The sequence below is a fragment of the Streptomyces sp. AM 2-1-1 genome (assembly GCF_029167645.1).
Taxonomy (GTDB): Bacteria; Actinomycetota; Actinomycetes; order Streptomycetales; family Streptomycetaceae; genus Streptomyces.
The window spans coordinates 3,696,444-3,711,824 of the sequence record NZ_CP119147.1 but is presented as its reverse complement, the minus strand read 5'-3'; the positions used below and the strand labels follow the sequence as shown (position 1 = coordinate 3,711,824).

The window sequence follows — 15,381 nt, the reverse complement described above, 5'->3', positions numbered from 1 at the left end:
CATTCCATGACCCTCGTTCTCCTTGCTAGCGCCTGCCTGCTCATAGTCACCCTCAGTTACGCCAGTCTGTGCGCGGCAAGCCCGTTCGGGGACTGCCGCAAGTGCAAGGGATTCGGCTACGCGCTCAAGAAGGACCGGCGCGGCAACCTCCGGCCCGGCAAGACCTGCCGCCGCTGCCGGGGCGAGCGCAAGCGCATCCGCGTCGGCCGCCACCTCTACAACCTCTGGCTGCGCCTCTACCGCGACGGCACCGACACCCCCAGGAAGCCCGCCTTCAAGACCACCTCGAAGGGACAGTCCCGATGACCCTCACCGTCTCCCTCGTTGCCCTGTTCGGCCTCGTCCTGTTCTTCCTCCTGCGCTCTAAGACCCTCGGATGGGGCTCCGCCTTCATCGCCGCCATGTTCGGCTTCTTCCTCGCCTCCACCGGAGCCTCCGGCCCCATCAACGAACTCACCGCCGCAGTCGTCGCCGCCATCCCGGACCTGTAGGAGGTCACGTCATGAACGAACCCCTCACCCAGCACCACTGGCTCACCCACGCCGCCCCCAAGGTCGCCCCGGTCGTGGCCACCTCAACCGTGTTGATCCTGGGGCGCATCTGGAACGCCAACGGAGCCGAACACAGCGCCGGCAACGCCGCGTTGATGGTCGTGCTGACGGCCGGAGCGGCAACGGCCGGCGCTTTCGCCGCCACGGGGCGTGGGGGTGGTGACGGGGTCCTGGCGGGGACCGCGTTCGCCACCTCCGGAGCGCTCGCACTCGCGGGGGTCTCCGGATACGCCGATGGATGGTCGCTGCCGATCCTGCTGTGGGCGGTGGCCACCGCCGTGGCGTACGGGATCGCCGCCCGGTACTGGCGCACCGACCGCCGCGACCGCGCCGCCCACGAACGGCACACCACCGTGCGGCGTGAGGAACACGCACACGTCGAACGCGTCGAAGCCCTCCGGGCCGGAGCGCAGATCGAGGTGGCGCACGCCGGGGCGGCCTATGCCGAACAGCTCGCCACCGCGCTCATCACCCGCGCCTCCCTGCCCGGCTACGACCCCGCCGCACTCACCCGCGCCGGGCTGCCGGAGCTGCCCGCACCCACCGAGCACCAGTAGCTGTGCCCGGGGCGGTCGCCTCTCACCACAAGACCGCGACCGCCCCGGCTCCCTTGTCCCTTCGCAGAAACAGGAGAACCCCCAGCATGACTCAACCCACCCCCATCCGGCGATCCCGCCTTCGAGTGCTTGACGCGTTCTGCTGCATCGGTGGCGCGGCACGCGGCTACCAGGATCTCGGCTGGCACGTCACCGGCGTCGACATCAAGGCCCAGCCCGACTACTGCGGTGACGCCTTCCACCAGGGCGACGCCGTGGCGTTCATCCGCGAGCACGGGCACGAGTTCGACTTCATCCACGCCTCGCCCCCCTGCCAGGGAGAGGGAGCGCCGACCAAGGGCACGAACGCCGCCCGCAACGTCCGCACGGGCCGCCGGCACCCTCGTCTCATCGCGCCCACCCGGGCCGCGCTCGACATCGTCGGCCGGCCCTACGTCATCGAGAACGTGGCCGGCTCCGAGGTCCGTAAAGACCTGCGGCTGTGCGGTGAGCAGTTCTCCTTGGCCGTGCTGATGCACCGCTACTTCGAGCTGGGCAACTGGACCGCCCCGCAGCCGGCGCACCCCGTGCACCGGGGCAGGGTGCGGGGGTGGCGGCACGGCGAATACTTCGACGGCCCCTACGTCGCCGCCTACGGCAAGGGCGGGGGCAAGGCCACCGTGCAGGAGATCCGCGAGGCCAAGGGCATCGGCTGGTCCCATGACCACCTGGCCCTGCGCGAGGCGCTGCCGCCCGCCTACACCCGATGGATCGGTACCGCGTTCCTCACCCGCACCGAGGAGGCGGCAGCATGAGCACCCACCTGTTGAACGCCGCTCTGACGGCCGCCGCGCGCGGCTGGCCCGTCTTCCCCGTCCGCCCCGGTGACAAGCGGCCCGCCGGGCACCCTGAGCGGTACTGCCCCGGCATCGGGCGTTGCTCGGACGGTCACCGCACCCCGGAGCAGCGGGCCACCCTGGACGCGGACAGCATCCGCGCGTGCTGGGAGTCGGCCCCGTACAACGTCGGGATCGCCACCGGTCCCGCCGGCCTCGTGGTGGTGGACCTGGACCTGCCCAAGGACTCTGCCGACACGGCACCGTCCGAGTGGGCGGGCATGGCCGATGGGCTGGACGTGTTCGCCGCCCTGTGCGAGCGCGCTGGTGAGCGGCTGCCGACCGAGACGTACACCGTGCGCACCCGCCGTGGCGGACAGCACCTGTACTTCACCGCCCCCGAGGGAAAGACGCTACGCAGCACGGGCGGCACCCTGGGCTGGAAGGTCGACACCCGGGCTTGGGGCGGGTACGTGGTCGGCGCCGGAAGCCTGGTCGGCACCGGGGGCTATGAGGTCATTCACGAAGCCCCGGCCGCCCCCCTCCCTGCGTGGCTCGGTGACCTGCTCACCACCCCGCCCGCACCGGCCCCGATGCCTCTCTCCGAGTTGTCGGCCCGGATGCGCAACGCCACCGCCTACAGCACCACCGCCCTGCGCGGGGAGCTGGAAAAGGTGCTGTCCGCCCGCGAGGGCGGTCGTAATCGGTCGGTGTACTTCGCCGCCTACGCCCTGGCCCGCCTCATCCGCACCGAGGACCTGACCGAGGCCACCGTCACCAGCGAGCTGATGAGCGCCGGACAGTCGGCCGGCCTGTCCGCGTCCGAGAGCCGTACCGCGATCCGCTCCGGCCTCGTCCGTGGCGGCGCACGGGAGGCGAGCGCGGCATGAGCACCCAGCCGATGGAAAGTTCCGAGCTGTGGGCCTACTTCGACGCCCAGGGCGCACAGCAGGAAGCCGCGGCTTCGTGGGACGACCCGATCCCGCTGACCGCCCGCCGCGAACTGCCGGCGTTCCCCACGGAGGTCTTCCCTCCCTGGCTCGGTGACTTCGTGCGCGGGGTCGCGGAGGAGACGCAAACGTCGGTGGATGCTGCGGGGTCGCTCGCTCTCGCGGTCCTGGCGACCGCTGCCGGAGGCCGCGCCACCGTCCATGTCCGAGGCCGGTGGCGGGAACCGCTGAACCTGTTCGTCGTCATGGCGCTGCCCCCGGGCAGCCGCAAGAGCGCGGTGTTCGGACTGATGACGGACCCGCTCTACACGTGCGAGAAGCTGATGGCCACCAAGGCGGCCGGGGCGATCATCGAGGCCGAACTCACCGCACGCCTCGCCAAGGAAGTCGCGGACAACGCGGCTACCAAGGCAGCCCGCGCGGACGCCGACAAGCGCGATCAGCTCATGGCCGAAGCCATCAGCCTCGGGCAGGCCGCCGAGGCCGTCACCGTGCCCAACAAGCCCCGGCTGCTGGCCGACGACGCCACCCCGGAAGTCATCTCCTCACTACTCGCGGAACAGGGCGGCAGGTTGTCGGTGATGTCGGCCGAGGGCGGGATCTTCGACATCATCGCCGGACGCTACTCCGGCACCCCCAACATGGAGCCCTTCCTCAAAGGCCACGCCGGGGACCGCCTGCGGGTGGACCGTAGGGGGCGGGAGGAGTTCATCGACTCCCCCGCACTCACCATGGGTCAGACCGTTCAGCCCTCCGTCCTGGAAGACATCAGCCGCATCAAGGGAGCAGGGGACAGGGGCCTGTTGGGCAGGTTCCTGTACTCCCTCCCCGAAGACCTGGTGGGCTATCGGGAAGTCACCCCCGAGCCCCTGGCCGAGGACGTGGCCGACCTTTACGAGGAACGCGTCACCTCGCTGGTGATGTCTCTGGCGGGCTGGACCGATCCGGCCGTACTCCAGCTCACCCCCGAGGCCAACGAGGCCCTGGCCGCTTACGAGCGTCGGCAGGAACCCCGGCTGCGGAAGCGGGGCGGGGACCTGGGGCACATCCGGAACTGGGCCGCGAAGCTGGGCGGCGCGACCGCCCGACTTGCCGGGCTGCTCCACCTGGCCGCGCACACGGAGAACGGGCACACCCAGCCCGTCACCGCCGACACCATGCGCGACGCCATCAAGCTCGCGGACTACTTCACCGGCCACGCCCTGACGGTGTTCGACCTCATGGGAGCCGACCACACCGCCAACCGCGCCCGCACCGTCCTGGACCTGCTTCGGGCCAACCAGTGGGCCGAGGTCAGCAAACGCGAGGTCATGACCAAGCTCTCCCGCGCCGAGTTCCCCACCGTCGCGGACCTGGACCCCGCCCTGGACCTGTTGGAAGACCACGGGTACGTCCGGGCCCAACCCGTCGCCAAGACGGGAGGACGCGGCCGGCCACCCTCCCCGCGCTACCTCACCCACCCCCAGCTCAGCGAACCCACCGCCTGAACCCCGCCACAGAAACCACAGAATCACAGAAATAACGCCACACCACCCCTGAGCTGGGACAGCACCGCCCCGAGCGGTCCCGGGGCGGCTGCCACAGAAACCCGCAGAAGAACCACACAAATACGAGCCGCCCACCGGCCCCTTATTTCTGTGGAACTTCCCGCGCTTTCTGTGGCAGCCCACCCCCACCACCAAACCCGCAGGTCAGACCACCCGGACAGGGTTTCTGTGTATTACGTGGTTTCTGTGGCGACCAGACGTCTCGAAGGAGCCCACACGATGGCCCGCCCTCAGATGCTCAAGCTCCCCGAAGTCCTCGCCGAACTCAACATGTCTCGCGCCGCGTTCTACCGGCTTCGCGCACGGGGCCTCGCACCCAAGCTCATCAAGCTCCCGAACCACCAGGTGCGCGTACGCCGAGCCGACCTTGACGCCTGGCTCGCCAGGTACGAGGAAGCCGCCTGAGTCCGCACCAACCTGACCAAGAGAGGGCCCGCTACGGCGGGCCCTCTCTTCATGGAGACACATGCTCACCTTCGATGTCGTCATCTGGTCCATCCGGCAACGCAAAGGCCGGCCGAAGCCCTGGGAACTCCGCTGGCGTGTGGGAGCCGAGGGGCACTCGAAAAGCTTCACCCTCAAACCGCAGGCCGATGGTCGCCGCTCTCAGCTCATGGCTGCTCTGCGAGCGGGCCAGCAGTTCGACGAGGAGACCGGTCTTCCTGAGAAGGAGCTTGCCGCCCTCGCAATGCCAACATGGTTCGAGCACGCCAAGGCGTACGCGCTGATGAAGTGGCCCGGGGCGGCTGCGAAGCATCGAGCAAGCATTGCGGAATCCCTTGCAGTTGTGACACCCGTCTTCACGACTGGGCCCAGCGCCCGACCTGATGCCCGCGTACTACGTACCGCTCTGTACCAGTGGGCGTTTCGAGCCGTGGACGGCCCGAAGAATCAGATCATCTCGCGCTCCGACGCCCAAGAACCCCCCGACGACGTCCGGAAGGCACTGGAGTGGGTTGGGCAGCATTCGATGCGGGTGGACGAAGCCGCGAAGCCGGAGCACGTGCGAGCGGCACTCACGGCGCTTTCCCGGCTCCTGAACGGGAAACCTGCGGCGGAGAACACCGCCAACCGAAAGCGCATGGTTCTGAGCAACGCCTTCCGTTACGCAGTTGAGGAACGGGCCCTCCTCACACGCCACCCATTCCTGTCGGTGGACTGGGCCGCTCCGCAGACCTCGGACGAGGTCGATTTCCGGTGGGTGCCCGGCCCTCGGCTCGCTCGCGCTCTACTCGCCGCCGTGGCCGCGCAGGGAGAACGCGGTGAGCGTCTGGAAGCGTTCTACGGGGCCGTCTACTACGTGGCAACGCGGCCCGGCGAAGCCGCAGCGCTCAAGGAATCGGACTTCATCCTGCCGCCAGAGAGCGAGCCGGAGGCGTGGGGTGAAGTGCTGGTGTCGGAAAGCCACCCGGAAGTCGGGGGCGGCTGGACCGACAGCGGGAAGTCGCACGACGAGCGTGGCCTAAAGCACCGGGCGCGGAGGGCCGTACGCGCCGTTCCCGTCCCGCCGATATACGTGCGCATGGTCCGCGCCCACATCGCTCGCTTCGGCGTCGCACCAGACGGCCGACTGTTCCCGGCGGTGCGTGGCGGCCGTCTGACGTCGAACGAATACTCCGGGGTCTGGAGCGAGGCACGGAAGGCAGTACTCAGCGAACAGGAGCTTCGGACCGCGTTGGCCGAGGTCCCGTACTCCCTGCGGCACGCCGCGATCTCGCTGTGGATCAAGTCCGGCATGGACCCGGTGGAGGCCGCTTATCGCGCCGGCCACAGCCTCGCGGTGCTCTACCGGTTCTACGCCAAGCTCCTCAAGGGCGGTTCGGCTGCGGCCAACCGGCTCGTTGAGCTGGGGCTTCGCGCCGAGGAGTAGGGCCGATCCTGGCCCGCGTATGGCCCACACGCCCTGGTCGGCACCGGGAATCAGGGGTGTGAGGTGAGACAAGGTGAATGCAGAGGGCGGGCCTCCGTTCCGGAGACCCGCCCTCTGACCTGCTGCTTCTCTCACCTGGCGGTGGGTGTGGGATTTGAACCCACGGTGACATCGCTGCCACGACGGTTTTCAAGACCGTTCCCTTAGGCCGCTCGGGCAACCCACCCCGGTCCCCGGAGCGGCGGTGCCACCGCCGGGGAACGGCCTACAGCGTAGCCGGTCAGCTGTCGCCCTTGCGCTCGCCCAGGGTGAGTTCGACGGTGGACTCCTTGCCGTCGCGCTCGTAGGTCAACGTGACGCGGTCGCCCGGCTTGTGGGTCCAGATCTCGCCGATGAGAGTCGGGCCGCTGTCGACCGGGGTGTCGTTGAACTTGGTGATGACGTCGCCCGCCTTGAGGCCCGCCTTGGCGGCCGGCCCGTCCGCGGCAACGGCGGCGGTGCTGCCGGAGCCCTGGTCGGAGATGACCGCGCCGTCGCCGGTCTCCGACATGGAGACCGTCGCGCCGATGACCGGGTAGACGGGCTGGCCGGTCTTGATCAGCTGCTCGGCGACGTTCTTCGCCTGGTTGATCGGGATGGCGAAGCCGAGGCCGATGGAACCGGCCTGGGTCTGGGCGCCGCTGCCGGTCGACTGGATGGCGGAGTTGATGCCGATCACGGCGCCGGTGGCGTCGAGCAGCGGGCCGCCGGAGTTGCCCGGGTTGATCGAGGCGTCCGTCTGGAGCGCGCTCATGTAGGAGCTGCTGCTGGACGAGGAGCCGTCGCTGGAAGCGACCGGGCGGTTCTTCGCGCTGATGATGCCGGTCGTGACCGTGTTGGAGAGGCCGAACGGGGCGCCGATCGCGATGGTCGAGTCGCCGACCGCCACGTTGTCGGAGTTGCCGAGGGCCAGCGGGTTCAGGCCGGACGGGGCGTTCTTCAGCTTGATGACGGCGACGTCGTAGCCCTCGGCGCGGCCGACCACCTCAGCTTCGTACTTCTTGCCGTCGGAGAAGGTCGCGGTGAGCTGCCCGCTCTCCGCGGCGGAGGCGACCACGTGGTTGTTGGTGAGGATGTGGCCTTCCTTGTCGTACACGAAGCCGGTGCCCGTGCCGCCCTCGCCGTCGCCGTTCTGCGCGTCGATCGTGACGACGCTGGGAAGGGACTTGGCCGCGACGCCCGCCACGGTGCCGTCGGCGCGCTTGAGCGCCTTCGGGCTGTCGGAGGCGCTGATCGTCGTCGAACCGGAGGAGCCGTCGTCATTGCTGTCCGCGGCCCAGAAGCCGAGGGCGCCGCCGACCCCGCCCGCGACCAGCGCCGCCACGGCGACCATCGCGACGAGCCCGCCGGCCCGGCGCTTGCGGGGGCCCTTGGGCTCCTGCTCGGCGGAGGCGCCCCAGACGGTGCCACCGTGGCCGTCGCCGCCACCGGCGTACGCCGGGACGGCCGGCGGGGCCGGGGGCGGCCACGAGCCGGCCGGCGCCGCGTTGTGCGGTGCCGGGTACGCCGGTGCACCCTGCGGTGCCGGGTAGGCGGGCGCGGGCGTGTGCGGCGCAGGGTAGGCGGGGGTGTGCGGCGGGAGCTGCTGCGTCGCGTCGGCCCCCGGAGCGTGCGCGGGCGCCTGCGGCCGGCCCTGCGCGGGGTCGGGGGCCGGAGCGTGCGCGGCATCCGGCTGCGCGGGCGCGGCCGGTCGCTGGTCGGCCGGTGCGGGAGTGGTGCCGTACGGTCCGGCGGGCTCGGCAGACGGGGAGGAGTCGCCGCCCCGGCCGTCCGCGTACGGCGGTTCGTGGGACGGCTCGGCGTGCGCCGCCCGAGCCGCGTCGTCCTGATGTGCGGTGGCCGGGGCGCCGGGCGCGGGAGGCGTGGCCCGGCGCGGGTCCTCGGGAGCGGCGGCCGGCACGGGAGGTGCGGACGGAGCGGGCGGTACGTCGGGGACCGCGGCGCCCTCGTGGCCCTCGTTCTCGGTGCTCACAGCTCTTTACTCCTCGGTTCCACTCGGCAGTCGGCAAGAGATCCGCATCGCAGGTGTCTGGGCCCAGCTTTGCCCAGAACACGTCAGGCCACTGTAAGCAGGACCTGTGCATCCACACACCAATCTTTACATCAGACAAAACGGCGCTCCCGGTACGAGGACCGCGCACCCGCCACGTCGCGATGACACCATGACGCGGTGACCGACGCACGGCAGCCCTCCAGCCCTTCTTCCCTCCAGGTCGTGGCCCATCGCGGAGCCTCGGACGACGCTCCCGAGCACACCCTCGCCGCGTACCGGAAAGCCGTCGAAGACGGCGCGGACGCGCTGGAGTGCGATGTCCGGCTCACCGCCGACGGACATCTCGTCTGTGTGCACGACCGCCGGGTCAACCGCACCTCGAACGGGCGGGGCGCGGTCTCCGCGCTCGAACTCTCGCAGCTCGCCGCGCTCGACTTCGGCTCCTGGAAGGACCGCGAGGAGTCCCCGGACTGGGATCCGGTGCCCGGCGACCTCACCTCCGTACTCACCCTGGAACGCCTGCTGGAGCTGGTCACCGAGGTGCGCGCGACGGGCCGGCCGCTCCAGCTCGCCATCGAGACCAAGCACCCGACCCGGTGGGCGGGACAGGTCGAGGACCGGCTGCTGCGCCTCCTCAGGGAGTTCGGCCTGGACGCCCCACCCGCCGACGGTCCCTCGGCCGTCCGTGTCATGAGCTTCTCCGCCCGCTCCCTGCACCGGGTCCGTACGGCGGCCCCCACCCTGCCCACCGTCTACCTGATGCAGTTCCTCACCCCCCGCCTGCGGGACGGGCGGCTGCCCGCCGGTGCGCGCATCGCCGGGCCCGGGATGCGGATCGTACGCAACCACCCCGACTACGTCCGCAGGCTGCACGGCGCCGGACACCGGGTCCACGTCTGGACCGTGAACGAGCCGGAGGACGTGGCCCTCTGCGCCGAACTCGGCATCGAGGCGATCATCACCAACCGCCCGAAAAAGGTCCTGGCCCAACTCGGACGCGGGTAGACGAACCACCCCTCCCGCCCCGTCACGGGGAGTGCACCGGCGCATTCGGTACGTGTCGACTCGTTTCGAGTGCGTCACCGGAGATGCTTTGACCGGTTTCCGGCGCAGCTCAGGAGGGCATCCCCTTCGTGGCGTGGGGCAAAGGAGGTCTCGGGGGTGACGTTGGTGGTGGCACAAGAAGTGCCCACGTCGTCGAGCATGGCCGTTCCTCACGGCCCTGCGGGCGTGAGGCAGGCGCGGCACCACATGCGCGCACAACTGCGGGACAACGGGGTCTCGGACGCGGTCGTCGACGACGCGGTCCTGATCCTGTCCGAACTCCTCAGCAACGCCTGTCGGCACGGCAGGCCGCTGGGGCAGCACGTGGACGTCGGTGACGGCGACGTCCGCGCCGCGTGGCGCGTGGACCGCCGGGGCGGCCTGACCGTGGAGGTCACGGACGGAGGCGGTCCGACACGGCCCGTCCCCTCCACCCCCTCGGTGACGGCTCGGGGCGGTCGCGGGCTGAACATCATCAGTGCCCTCTCCGAGAAGTGGGGCGTCAGGGACGACGCCCCGGGCGAGGTCACGGTCTGGGCGCTGGTGGCGGCCGAGGAACGATTCGGCGCAGTGGAAGGACTCGACGGCCTCGGGCCGCTCGGCGGCCCGCGCGGCCGTACGGGCTCCGAAGGACTCGACGGGCTCCAGGGCCTCCCGGGATTCGACGGGCTCTCCGGCTTCGAGGAGCTGGATCTCGACGGGCTCTCCGCCTTCGGCGAGGCGGGCTGAGCGGCGCGGACACGGCAGCTCCGCGGGGCACCATCCCGCGGCCCGTCCCGCGACAGGTGAGCCGAGCGAGGGAGCTCGGCGTCACCCGGCCCGGTGCGAGAACCGGCCGACGGACCTTTGACATCCGGGCGGCCCACCCCACCCCAGCGACGCCCGGACCGGCGGACCGGCCCCCATGGACCGGACCGGACGTGCTCCCGGGGAGGACGGCCTCCCCGGACCGGACGGGCTCCCCGGGGAGGACGGACTCCCCGGACCGCCCCGGCTCACGACCGGACCGGTCACCCGCGACGACCCGCGACGACGCACCTGACCGTCGTACCTGACCGCCGCACCGGAACCCCACCCCGGATCACCTGCCGGCGACACCCGCGCGGCGTCCTCCGGGCGCCCGGGCTCCGTCGGGTCAGGGGCGCTGGAGGCACTAGGCTCGCGCCTCAGACCGCACCGTCGCTACCGGGAGAATGCCCACCATGGCCAAGAAGCGCCCTCAGACGACCAAGGCCGCGAAGCCGCAGGTGAACGACGGGGAGATCCCCGTCGTGGGGGCCCGCGAGCCCTGCCCCTGCGGTTCGGGACGACGGTACAAGGCGTGTCACGGACGCACCGCCGCGCACGCGGTCACCGAGCTGGTCCAGCGCCCGTTCGAAGGGCTTCCCGGCGAGTGCGACTGGGTCGCGCTGCGCGAGCTGGTGCCCGCCGCGACCGTCCCGCTGACGCTGAAGGACGGGCTGCCCGAGGGCGTCCCCTCCGTCACGCTCGCGACCGTGCTGCCGATGGCCTGGCCCGCCCTCCGCCGTGACGACGGGTCCATCCTGCTCGCCCTGCAGAACGACACCTCCTCCGGTGACCTCAGCCGCGGCCTGGCCGACTCCCTCCAGCAGGCGCTGGAGGCCGAGCCCGGCACACCGGTCGCCGCTCGCCGGGTCGCCGCCGACGGACCGCGCCTGCAGGACCTGCTCGCCGCGGACGCGCCGTTCGAGCCCGTCGTCCACTCCGGCTTCGAGTTCTGGGTGCCGGACGCGGAGAACGCCGCGGCCGAGGTCTCCGCTTCCCTGGAGCGCGCCAACGCCGCAGCGATCCCGACCGCGCTGCTCTCCTCCGTGGACGCCGCGTACTGGTGCGAGACGCCGGAGAAGAACCACCTGCGCTGGGTCATGCCGCACCCCGAGGAGAAGCTCCTCGACGCGCTCGCCCGACTGCACGCCGCCGGCACCTCCTCGCTCGGCGAGGGAACGCGGCTGGTCGGTTCGTTCCGGGCCCACGGGCTCGTCGTACCGGTGTGGGACCTGCCGAGCGCGATGACCGCCGAGGAGTGCGAGAAGCCCGCGGCCGCGTTCGCCGAGCGGCTCGCCGGGGCGCTCGCCTCCGAGGCCCCGCTGACCGCGGAGGAGCGCCGGGCGCGCGGCGGGCTCACCAACCGCCAAGTGACGCTCAGCTGACAGTGACGAACCCCGGGGAACCGTCGGTGACGCGCGTCACAACAGGCCGTTCCGGCCGGTAAATCGCCGCCCTCCCAGGCCAGATCGAATTTGCGAACGGCAGATCTCTTGTTACGGTTCTGAAAGCCCGGTCGCTGGTGCATCCCCCGTCGCCAGCGACCGGGCGTCCTCATTTCCGGGTGCGGCCCGGCCCGCGGCGAAGCCGTGAGCGGCCCGCCGCCCCGCGTGGGACGGACCTCCCCCCGCGAAGAGCGCCGGTCACGACCGCGCGTCGCCCGTGCGACCAGCCCCAACACACCCCGCAGCCCGGCAGCTTGCCACCCGCACCCGGAACGTCGTACGCCGCGTTGCCCGCCGCTCCGGACCCCCGGGGCCGGAACCCCTGCCCCGACCCATCCCAAGGCATCCCGCTCCCCAGGCCACGACGCCCCGGCCACGAGCACCCCCACCGGGGCGGTGCGGCACACCTCAGGCGGCGTACCCCGCACGGCAGTTGTGCTCCCGGTGCACGTGGGCCGTGTGCCTGCCGTACGCGCACCGGCCGAAGGGCCCCGCCGGAACGGCGGGGCCCTTCCTGGGAGCCCGGACAGGGGCGGGACGACGCATTCTCCATTCGACGGATAATCAGGAACCGCGGAGAAAAACGCCCCAGAAAGAGGGTCAGGGGCGTCCGGGTTCGAAAAGCAGGTCAAGAATTCGCACAGGCGGGCCCCCTCTCCGGTACGGAAATCCTCCGGCGTCCGCAGATCCGGCGAAATGCGCTGGGTGATGTTCTGCGGAAAGGGCGACGTTCTACGGAGGGGTGACGTTCTGCGGAAGGGCGTCGCCGGACGCGCCGTTCGCCGGGAACGTCGCGCGGGAGCCGGACCACCCCCGACTTCACGTACACCCGAGGGTCCCGCGTACACCCGCGGCTCCCGCCTGGGCCTCACGCCCACGCCGGGGGCTCCGCGGGTGCCTCAGTAGGCCAGTCGGCTCCCGCCGCCCGGTGCCCCGGTGCTGGCCTCCACCAGCGCGTCCAGGACGGTCCCGACGTCCGGCAGCCAGGGTGCGACACGTCCCGCCGACGGCGGCCGCTCCCACCGCACCCGGCCGTCCCCCTTCCCCGCGGGAGGAAGCAGCAGGTAGCCGCCCTCGCCGTGGAATCGGAGCGAACCGGGCACCCACTCCTGGGCGTGCAGCAATTCCCCCAGCCGCTCCAGGGTGTACGGGCGGACCAGCAGCGCCCACCGGGACGGCGTCGCGATCACCGGCCCGAGCCGCATGCCCCGCGCGTCCAGCACCGCGAGGGCCTGCGCCCCGCTCACCGCCGGCAGGCTCACCGCGCACGGCGCACGGCCACCGGTGGCCAGCAGCACCGGGGCAGCCGGCCGTGCCGTCCACCACCACCGGACCATGCGGGCGTCCGTGGTGGCGGCGAGGAGTCCGGGGTCGAAGGGGTGTGCGCCGGGAACCACGCACTCGGGGTCGGGGCAGGCGCATCCGTCCCGGGCGGGGGCGAGCCCCACGCCCGGCAGCACGGGCCACTGCCATCCGGTGGCGCAGGTCAGCGCCGCGTCGAGCCCAGCGGTGCCGTCCCCGCGCCGGAACCGGTTCCTGCGTCGCCTTCCGAGGATCTCGCGCATGAGCGCTCGTTCCTTTCCGTTGAACGCCGAGGTCCACGTCGCCGCCCGCGCGAGGTTCCGCTGCGCGGCGACGACCCTGACTGTGCGTACATCTCCGTACGTGCGCGATCCGCGCGTACCTGACCGTGTGCGCGTGCTCATCGGGCAGCCCCACGGGCGCGTGGCGGGCACCGGGCGGAGCCGGGCCGAACGCTGCGGAGTGAGGACGGGTCGAACCGGACCGAGCCTGAGTCGAACGGCCTTGCGGAGTCGAACGGTCGAGAGCGGGGCCGCGTCACACCGCCCACCGCGGCGGGACGGATCGGACGCGTGCCTCGCACGTGCCGCCCCGAGCGGACGGGCGCTGCTCCCGGGCGGTGGTGTCACGGACAAGGACGTCCGCTCACGCTGCCGGGTTCCGGGGCGGACCCCACTGCCCGGCGGTTCAACGATTTACGTACCCAGCATGTCCGGGATGACGCTCGCCCCGCACAACACCCCCACACGGCATCCTCGGGGGCGCCGTCCGTCGAGCCCGCCCAGTCGACCGCAATTAATGGCCACCTCTCGCATTTTTCGGCCAAGTTGAGCGGCGTGCGGACACCAGCAATCCCGCAAGGACAATGCTGGACATCTGCTTACTTGTACGTGTACATGTGGATGCCTTGATAGTGGCGCAGAATGACAGGGGGGTTTGCGATGCTATTCGACGGAACTCGCCGGTCGGAAAGCCGGAGGCCATGAGCGCCCGACACCTGCCACATATGGCTGAAATCCATCCCCCCGTTCCGGTTTCGACGCACACTCCGGAACCGCCGACCACCGTGCCGCCCGCACCGGGCGCCTTTCTCCAGGACCGGCTGGCCCGGTGGGTCTCGGACCTCACCACGCTCCACGAGCTCACCGAGCGCCTGGCCGCGACCCACACCCTCGACAGCGCCCTGCCGGAGCTGCTGAGCGCCGGCGCCGCCCTCGTCGGCGCACGCCGCGGGATGCTGCTCCTCGAACCGCGGGACGGCCGGGGGCCGCACTCCACCCTCGGTCTCGGCCTCAGCCACGCCGACCTCGGCGCGATCGAGACCGTCCCGCGCGGCTCGACTCCCTACGGCCGGCTCCTCGACGGGCCGCCCGCCACCGACCCGGTGAGCAGCCCGGACCTCCTCGCCGACGCGGAACTCGACCCCCGGCAGCGCGAGGTCGCCTCCCGGCTCGGCTACGCCGCCAGTTTCGCCCTGCCCCTCACCTCGCGGGCCGGCGCCGCTCTCGGTGCGGTCGTCTGGCTCTACGACGAACCGGCCGAACCGCTGGAACGGCAACAGCACGTGGTCGGCCTCTACGGGCGGTACGCCGCCGAGCACCTGGTCCGGCTCCTGGAACTCGAGCGCGCCCGGGCCGACGCGGCGATCGTCGCCGAGGAACTGCTGCCGAGCCGGCTGCCGCGCATCCCCGGCGTACGGCTCGCCGCGCGCCACCGTGCCGGACCGGACGGTGGCGGCGACTGGTACGACGCCCTGGCGCTCCCCGGCGGCGCCCTCGGACTCTCGGTGGGCTCCGCCGGCGGTCGAGGTCCCGGAGCCATGGCCGCGATGGGGCGGCTCCGCTCCGGTCTGCGCGCCTACGCCGTCATGGAGGGAGAGGACCCCGTCGCCGTCCTCTCCGACCTGGAACTGCTGCTCCGGCTGACCGAACCGGCGCGCACCGCCACCGCGCTCTTCGCCTACTGCGAACCGGCGCTGCGGCGGATCGTGCTGGCCGGTGCCGGGCACGCCCCGCCGCTGGTGCTGGGCGAGCGGCGCACGCAGTTCGTCGACACCACCGTCTCGGCACCGCTCGGCATGCTCGCCTCCTGGGAGGCGCCGAGCGTGGAGTTCACCCCCGCATCGGGCGAAACCGTTCTCCTCTACACGGACGGGCTGCTGCGCCGGACCGGCGACTCGACGGACCGGGCGTTCGCCCGGCTGCACGCGGCCGCCGCCGGGGTGCCCCGGGCCGCCCGCCGTGACCCGGACGCGGTCGCCGACCACGTCCTGCGCGCCCTGCTCCCCCGGAGCACCCCCGCGGACCGCACCGGCGACGTGACCCTGCTCGCGGTGCGCTTCGACTGACTCCGGCGAGAACCGCACCCCGCCGACTGCCCTCACTTCCGGAAGCTCTTCGTCCGCTTCCTGCGTTCGCGCAGCTCAGCAGGGCTCCGACGGTGCGGTGCCATCCAGCCGCGCGCTCCGTGGGTAAGAGGCCCT

General features: G+C 71.7%; 14 protein-coding genes and 1 tRNA gene. 12 read left to right on the top strand and 3 right to left on the bottom strand.

All coding sequences use genetic code 11. The features are described from left to right. The first annotated feature begins 6 nt into the window (after nt 1-6). The 8 genes from PZB77_RS16120 to PZB77_RS16085 all read left to right on the top strand — a co-directional run bounded on the left by PZB77_RS16120 (nt 7) and on the right by PZB77_RS16085 (nt 6,290). A complete protein-coding gene (locus PZB77_RS16120; protein ID WP_275493301.1) occupies nt 7-306 on the top strand; it encodes a hypothetical protein in 300 nt (99 codons plus the stop codon). Then, on the top strand, nt 303-491 hold the full coding sequence (locus tag PZB77_RS16115) for a hypothetical protein (RefSeq protein ID WP_053216670.1): 189 nt from the start codon (nt 303-305) through the stop codon (nt 489-491). The genes PZB77_RS16120 and PZB77_RS16115 overlap by 4 nt, the downstream gene beginning before the upstream one ends. Nucleotides 492-502: 11 nt before the next feature. After that, a complete protein-coding gene (locus PZB77_RS16110; RefSeq protein WP_275493300.1) occupies nt 503-1,108 on the top strand; it encodes a hypothetical protein in 606 nt (201 codons plus the stop codon). An 86-nt stretch (nt 1,109-1,194) separates the two neighbouring features. After that, nucleotides 1,195-1,902, top strand: a complete 708-nt coding sequence (locus PZB77_RS16105; protein WP_275493299.1) for a DNA methylase — start codon at nt 1,195-1,197, stop codon at nt 1,900-1,902. Next, nucleotides 1,899-2,813, top strand: coding sequence for a bifunctional DNA primase/polymerase (locus PZB77_RS16100; protein ID WP_275493298.1), 915 nt, complete (start codon nt 1,899-1,901; stop codon nt 2,811-2,813). The genes PZB77_RS16105 and PZB77_RS16100 overlap by 4 nt, the downstream gene beginning before the upstream one ends. Then, nucleotides 2,810-4,360 (top strand): YfjI family protein, encoded by a 1,551-nt coding sequence (locus PZB77_RS16095; protein WP_275493297.1) that lies wholly within the window; start codon nt 2,810-2,812, stop codon nt 4,358-4,360. The genes PZB77_RS16100 and PZB77_RS16095 overlap by 4 nt, the downstream gene beginning before the upstream one ends. A 279-nt stretch (nt 4,361-4,639) precedes the next feature. Then, complete coding sequence (locus PZB77_RS16090; RefSeq protein WP_030329340.1) at nt 4,640-4,825, top strand: helix-turn-helix domain-containing protein; 186 nt, start codon at nt 4,640-4,642, stop codon at nt 4,823-4,825. Between the two features lie 61 nt (nt 4,826-4,886). Next, a complete protein-coding gene (locus tag PZB77_RS16085) occupies nt 4,887-6,290 on the top strand; it encodes a site-specific integrase (protein WP_275493296.1) in 1,404 nt (467 codons plus the stop codon). A 136-nt stretch (nt 6,291-6,426) separates the two neighbouring features. On the opposite strand, the gene PZB77_RS16080 is transcribed toward PZB77_RS16085, so the two are convergent. Next, nucleotides 6,427-6,516, bottom strand: a tRNA-Ser gene (locus PZB77_RS16080). Between the two features lie 54 nt (nt 6,517-6,570). Continuing rightward, nucleotides 6,571-8,301, bottom strand: coding sequence for a trypsin-like peptidase domain-containing protein (locus PZB77_RS16075; RefSeq protein WP_275493295.1), 1,731 nt, complete (start codon nt 8,299-8,301; stop codon nt 6,571-6,573). Between the two features lie 198 nt (nt 8,302-8,499). On the opposite strand from PZB77_RS16075, the gene PZB77_RS16070 reads away from it, so the two are divergent. The 3 genes from PZB77_RS16070 to PZB77_RS16060 all read left to right on the top strand — a co-directional run bounded on the left by PZB77_RS16070 (nt 8,500) and on the right by PZB77_RS16060 (nt 11,537). Beyond that, nucleotides 8,500-9,327, top strand: a complete 828-nt coding sequence (locus PZB77_RS16070; RefSeq protein WP_275493294.1) for a glycerophosphodiester phosphodiesterase — start codon at nt 8,500-8,502, stop codon at nt 9,325-9,327. A 156-nt stretch (nt 9,328-9,483) separates the two neighbouring features. Next, a complete protein-coding gene (locus tag PZB77_RS16065) occupies nt 9,484-10,095 on the top strand; it encodes an ATP-binding protein (RefSeq protein WP_275493293.1) in 612 nt (203 codons plus the stop codon). A gap of 473 nt (nt 10,096-10,568) precedes the next feature. Further along, nucleotides 10,569-11,537 carry a DUF5926 family protein gene (locus tag PZB77_RS16060; RefSeq protein WP_275493292.1) on the top strand — a complete coding sequence of 323 codons (969 nt, stop codon included), beginning with the start codon at nt 10,569-10,571 and terminating at the stop codon, nt 11,535-11,537. A gap of 959 nt (nt 11,538-12,496) precedes the next feature. Here PZB77_RS16060 and PZB77_RS16055 read toward each other — a convergent pair. Continuing rightward, nucleotides 12,497-13,162 carry a bifunctional DNA primase/polymerase gene (locus PZB77_RS16055; RefSeq protein ID WP_275493291.1) on the bottom strand — a complete coding sequence of 222 codons (666 nt, stop codon included), beginning with the start codon at nt 13,160-13,162 and terminating at the stop codon, nt 12,497-12,499. Between the two features lie 602 nt (nt 13,163-13,764). On the opposite strand from PZB77_RS16055, the gene PZB77_RS16050 reads away from it, so the two are divergent. Continuing rightward, a complete protein-coding gene (locus PZB77_RS16050) occupies nt 13,765-15,246 on the top strand; it encodes a PP2C family protein-serine/threonine phosphatase (protein WP_275493290.1) in 1,482 nt (493 codons plus the stop codon). Nucleotides 15,247-15,381 lie beyond the last annotated feature (135 nt).

Bases quoted from the DNA above. Each gene is read 5' to 3' on its own strand.
- PZB77_RS16115 (WP_053216670.1), top strand. From the start codon at position 303: ATGACCCTCACCGTCTCCCTCGTTGCCCTGTTCGGCCTCGTCCTGTTC.
- PZB77_RS16055 (WP_275493291.1), bottom strand. From the start codon at position 13,162: ATGCGCGAGATCCTCGGAAGGCGACGCAGGAACCGGTTCCGGCGCGGG.
- PZB77_RS16060 (WP_275493292.1), top strand. From the start codon at position 10,569: ATGGCCAAGAAGCGCCCTCAGACGACCAAGGCCGCGAAGCCGCAGGTG.
- PZB77_RS16110 (WP_275493300.1), top strand. From the start codon at position 503: ATGAACGAACCCCTCACCCAGCACCACTGGCTCACCCACGCCGCCCCC.
- PZB77_RS16100 (WP_275493298.1), top strand. From the start codon at position 1,899: ATGAGCACCCACCTGTTGAACGCCGCTCTGACGGCCGCCGCGCGCGGC.
- PZB77_RS16120 (WP_275493301.1), top strand. From the start codon at position 7: ATGACCCTCGTTCTCCTTGCTAGCGCCTGCCTGCTCATAGTCACCCTC.
- PZB77_RS16085 (WP_275493296.1), top strand. From the start codon at position 4,887: ATGCTCACCTTCGATGTCGTCATCTGGTCCATCCGGCAACGCAAAGGC.
- PZB77_RS16105 (WP_275493299.1), top strand. From the start codon at position 1,195: ATGACTCAACCCACCCCCATCCGGCGATCCCGCCTTCGAGTGCTTGAC.
- PZB77_RS16050 (WP_275493290.1), top strand. From the start codon at position 13,765: ATGCTGGACATCTGCTTACTTGTACGTGTACATGTGGATGCCTTGATA.
- PZB77_RS16090 (WP_030329340.1), top strand. From the start codon at position 4,640: ATGGCCCGCCCTCAGATGCTCAAGCTCCCCGAAGTCCTCGCCGAACTC.
- PZB77_RS16095 (WP_275493297.1), top strand. From the start codon at position 2,810: ATGAGCACCCAGCCGATGGAAAGTTCCGAGCTGTGGGCCTACTTCGAC.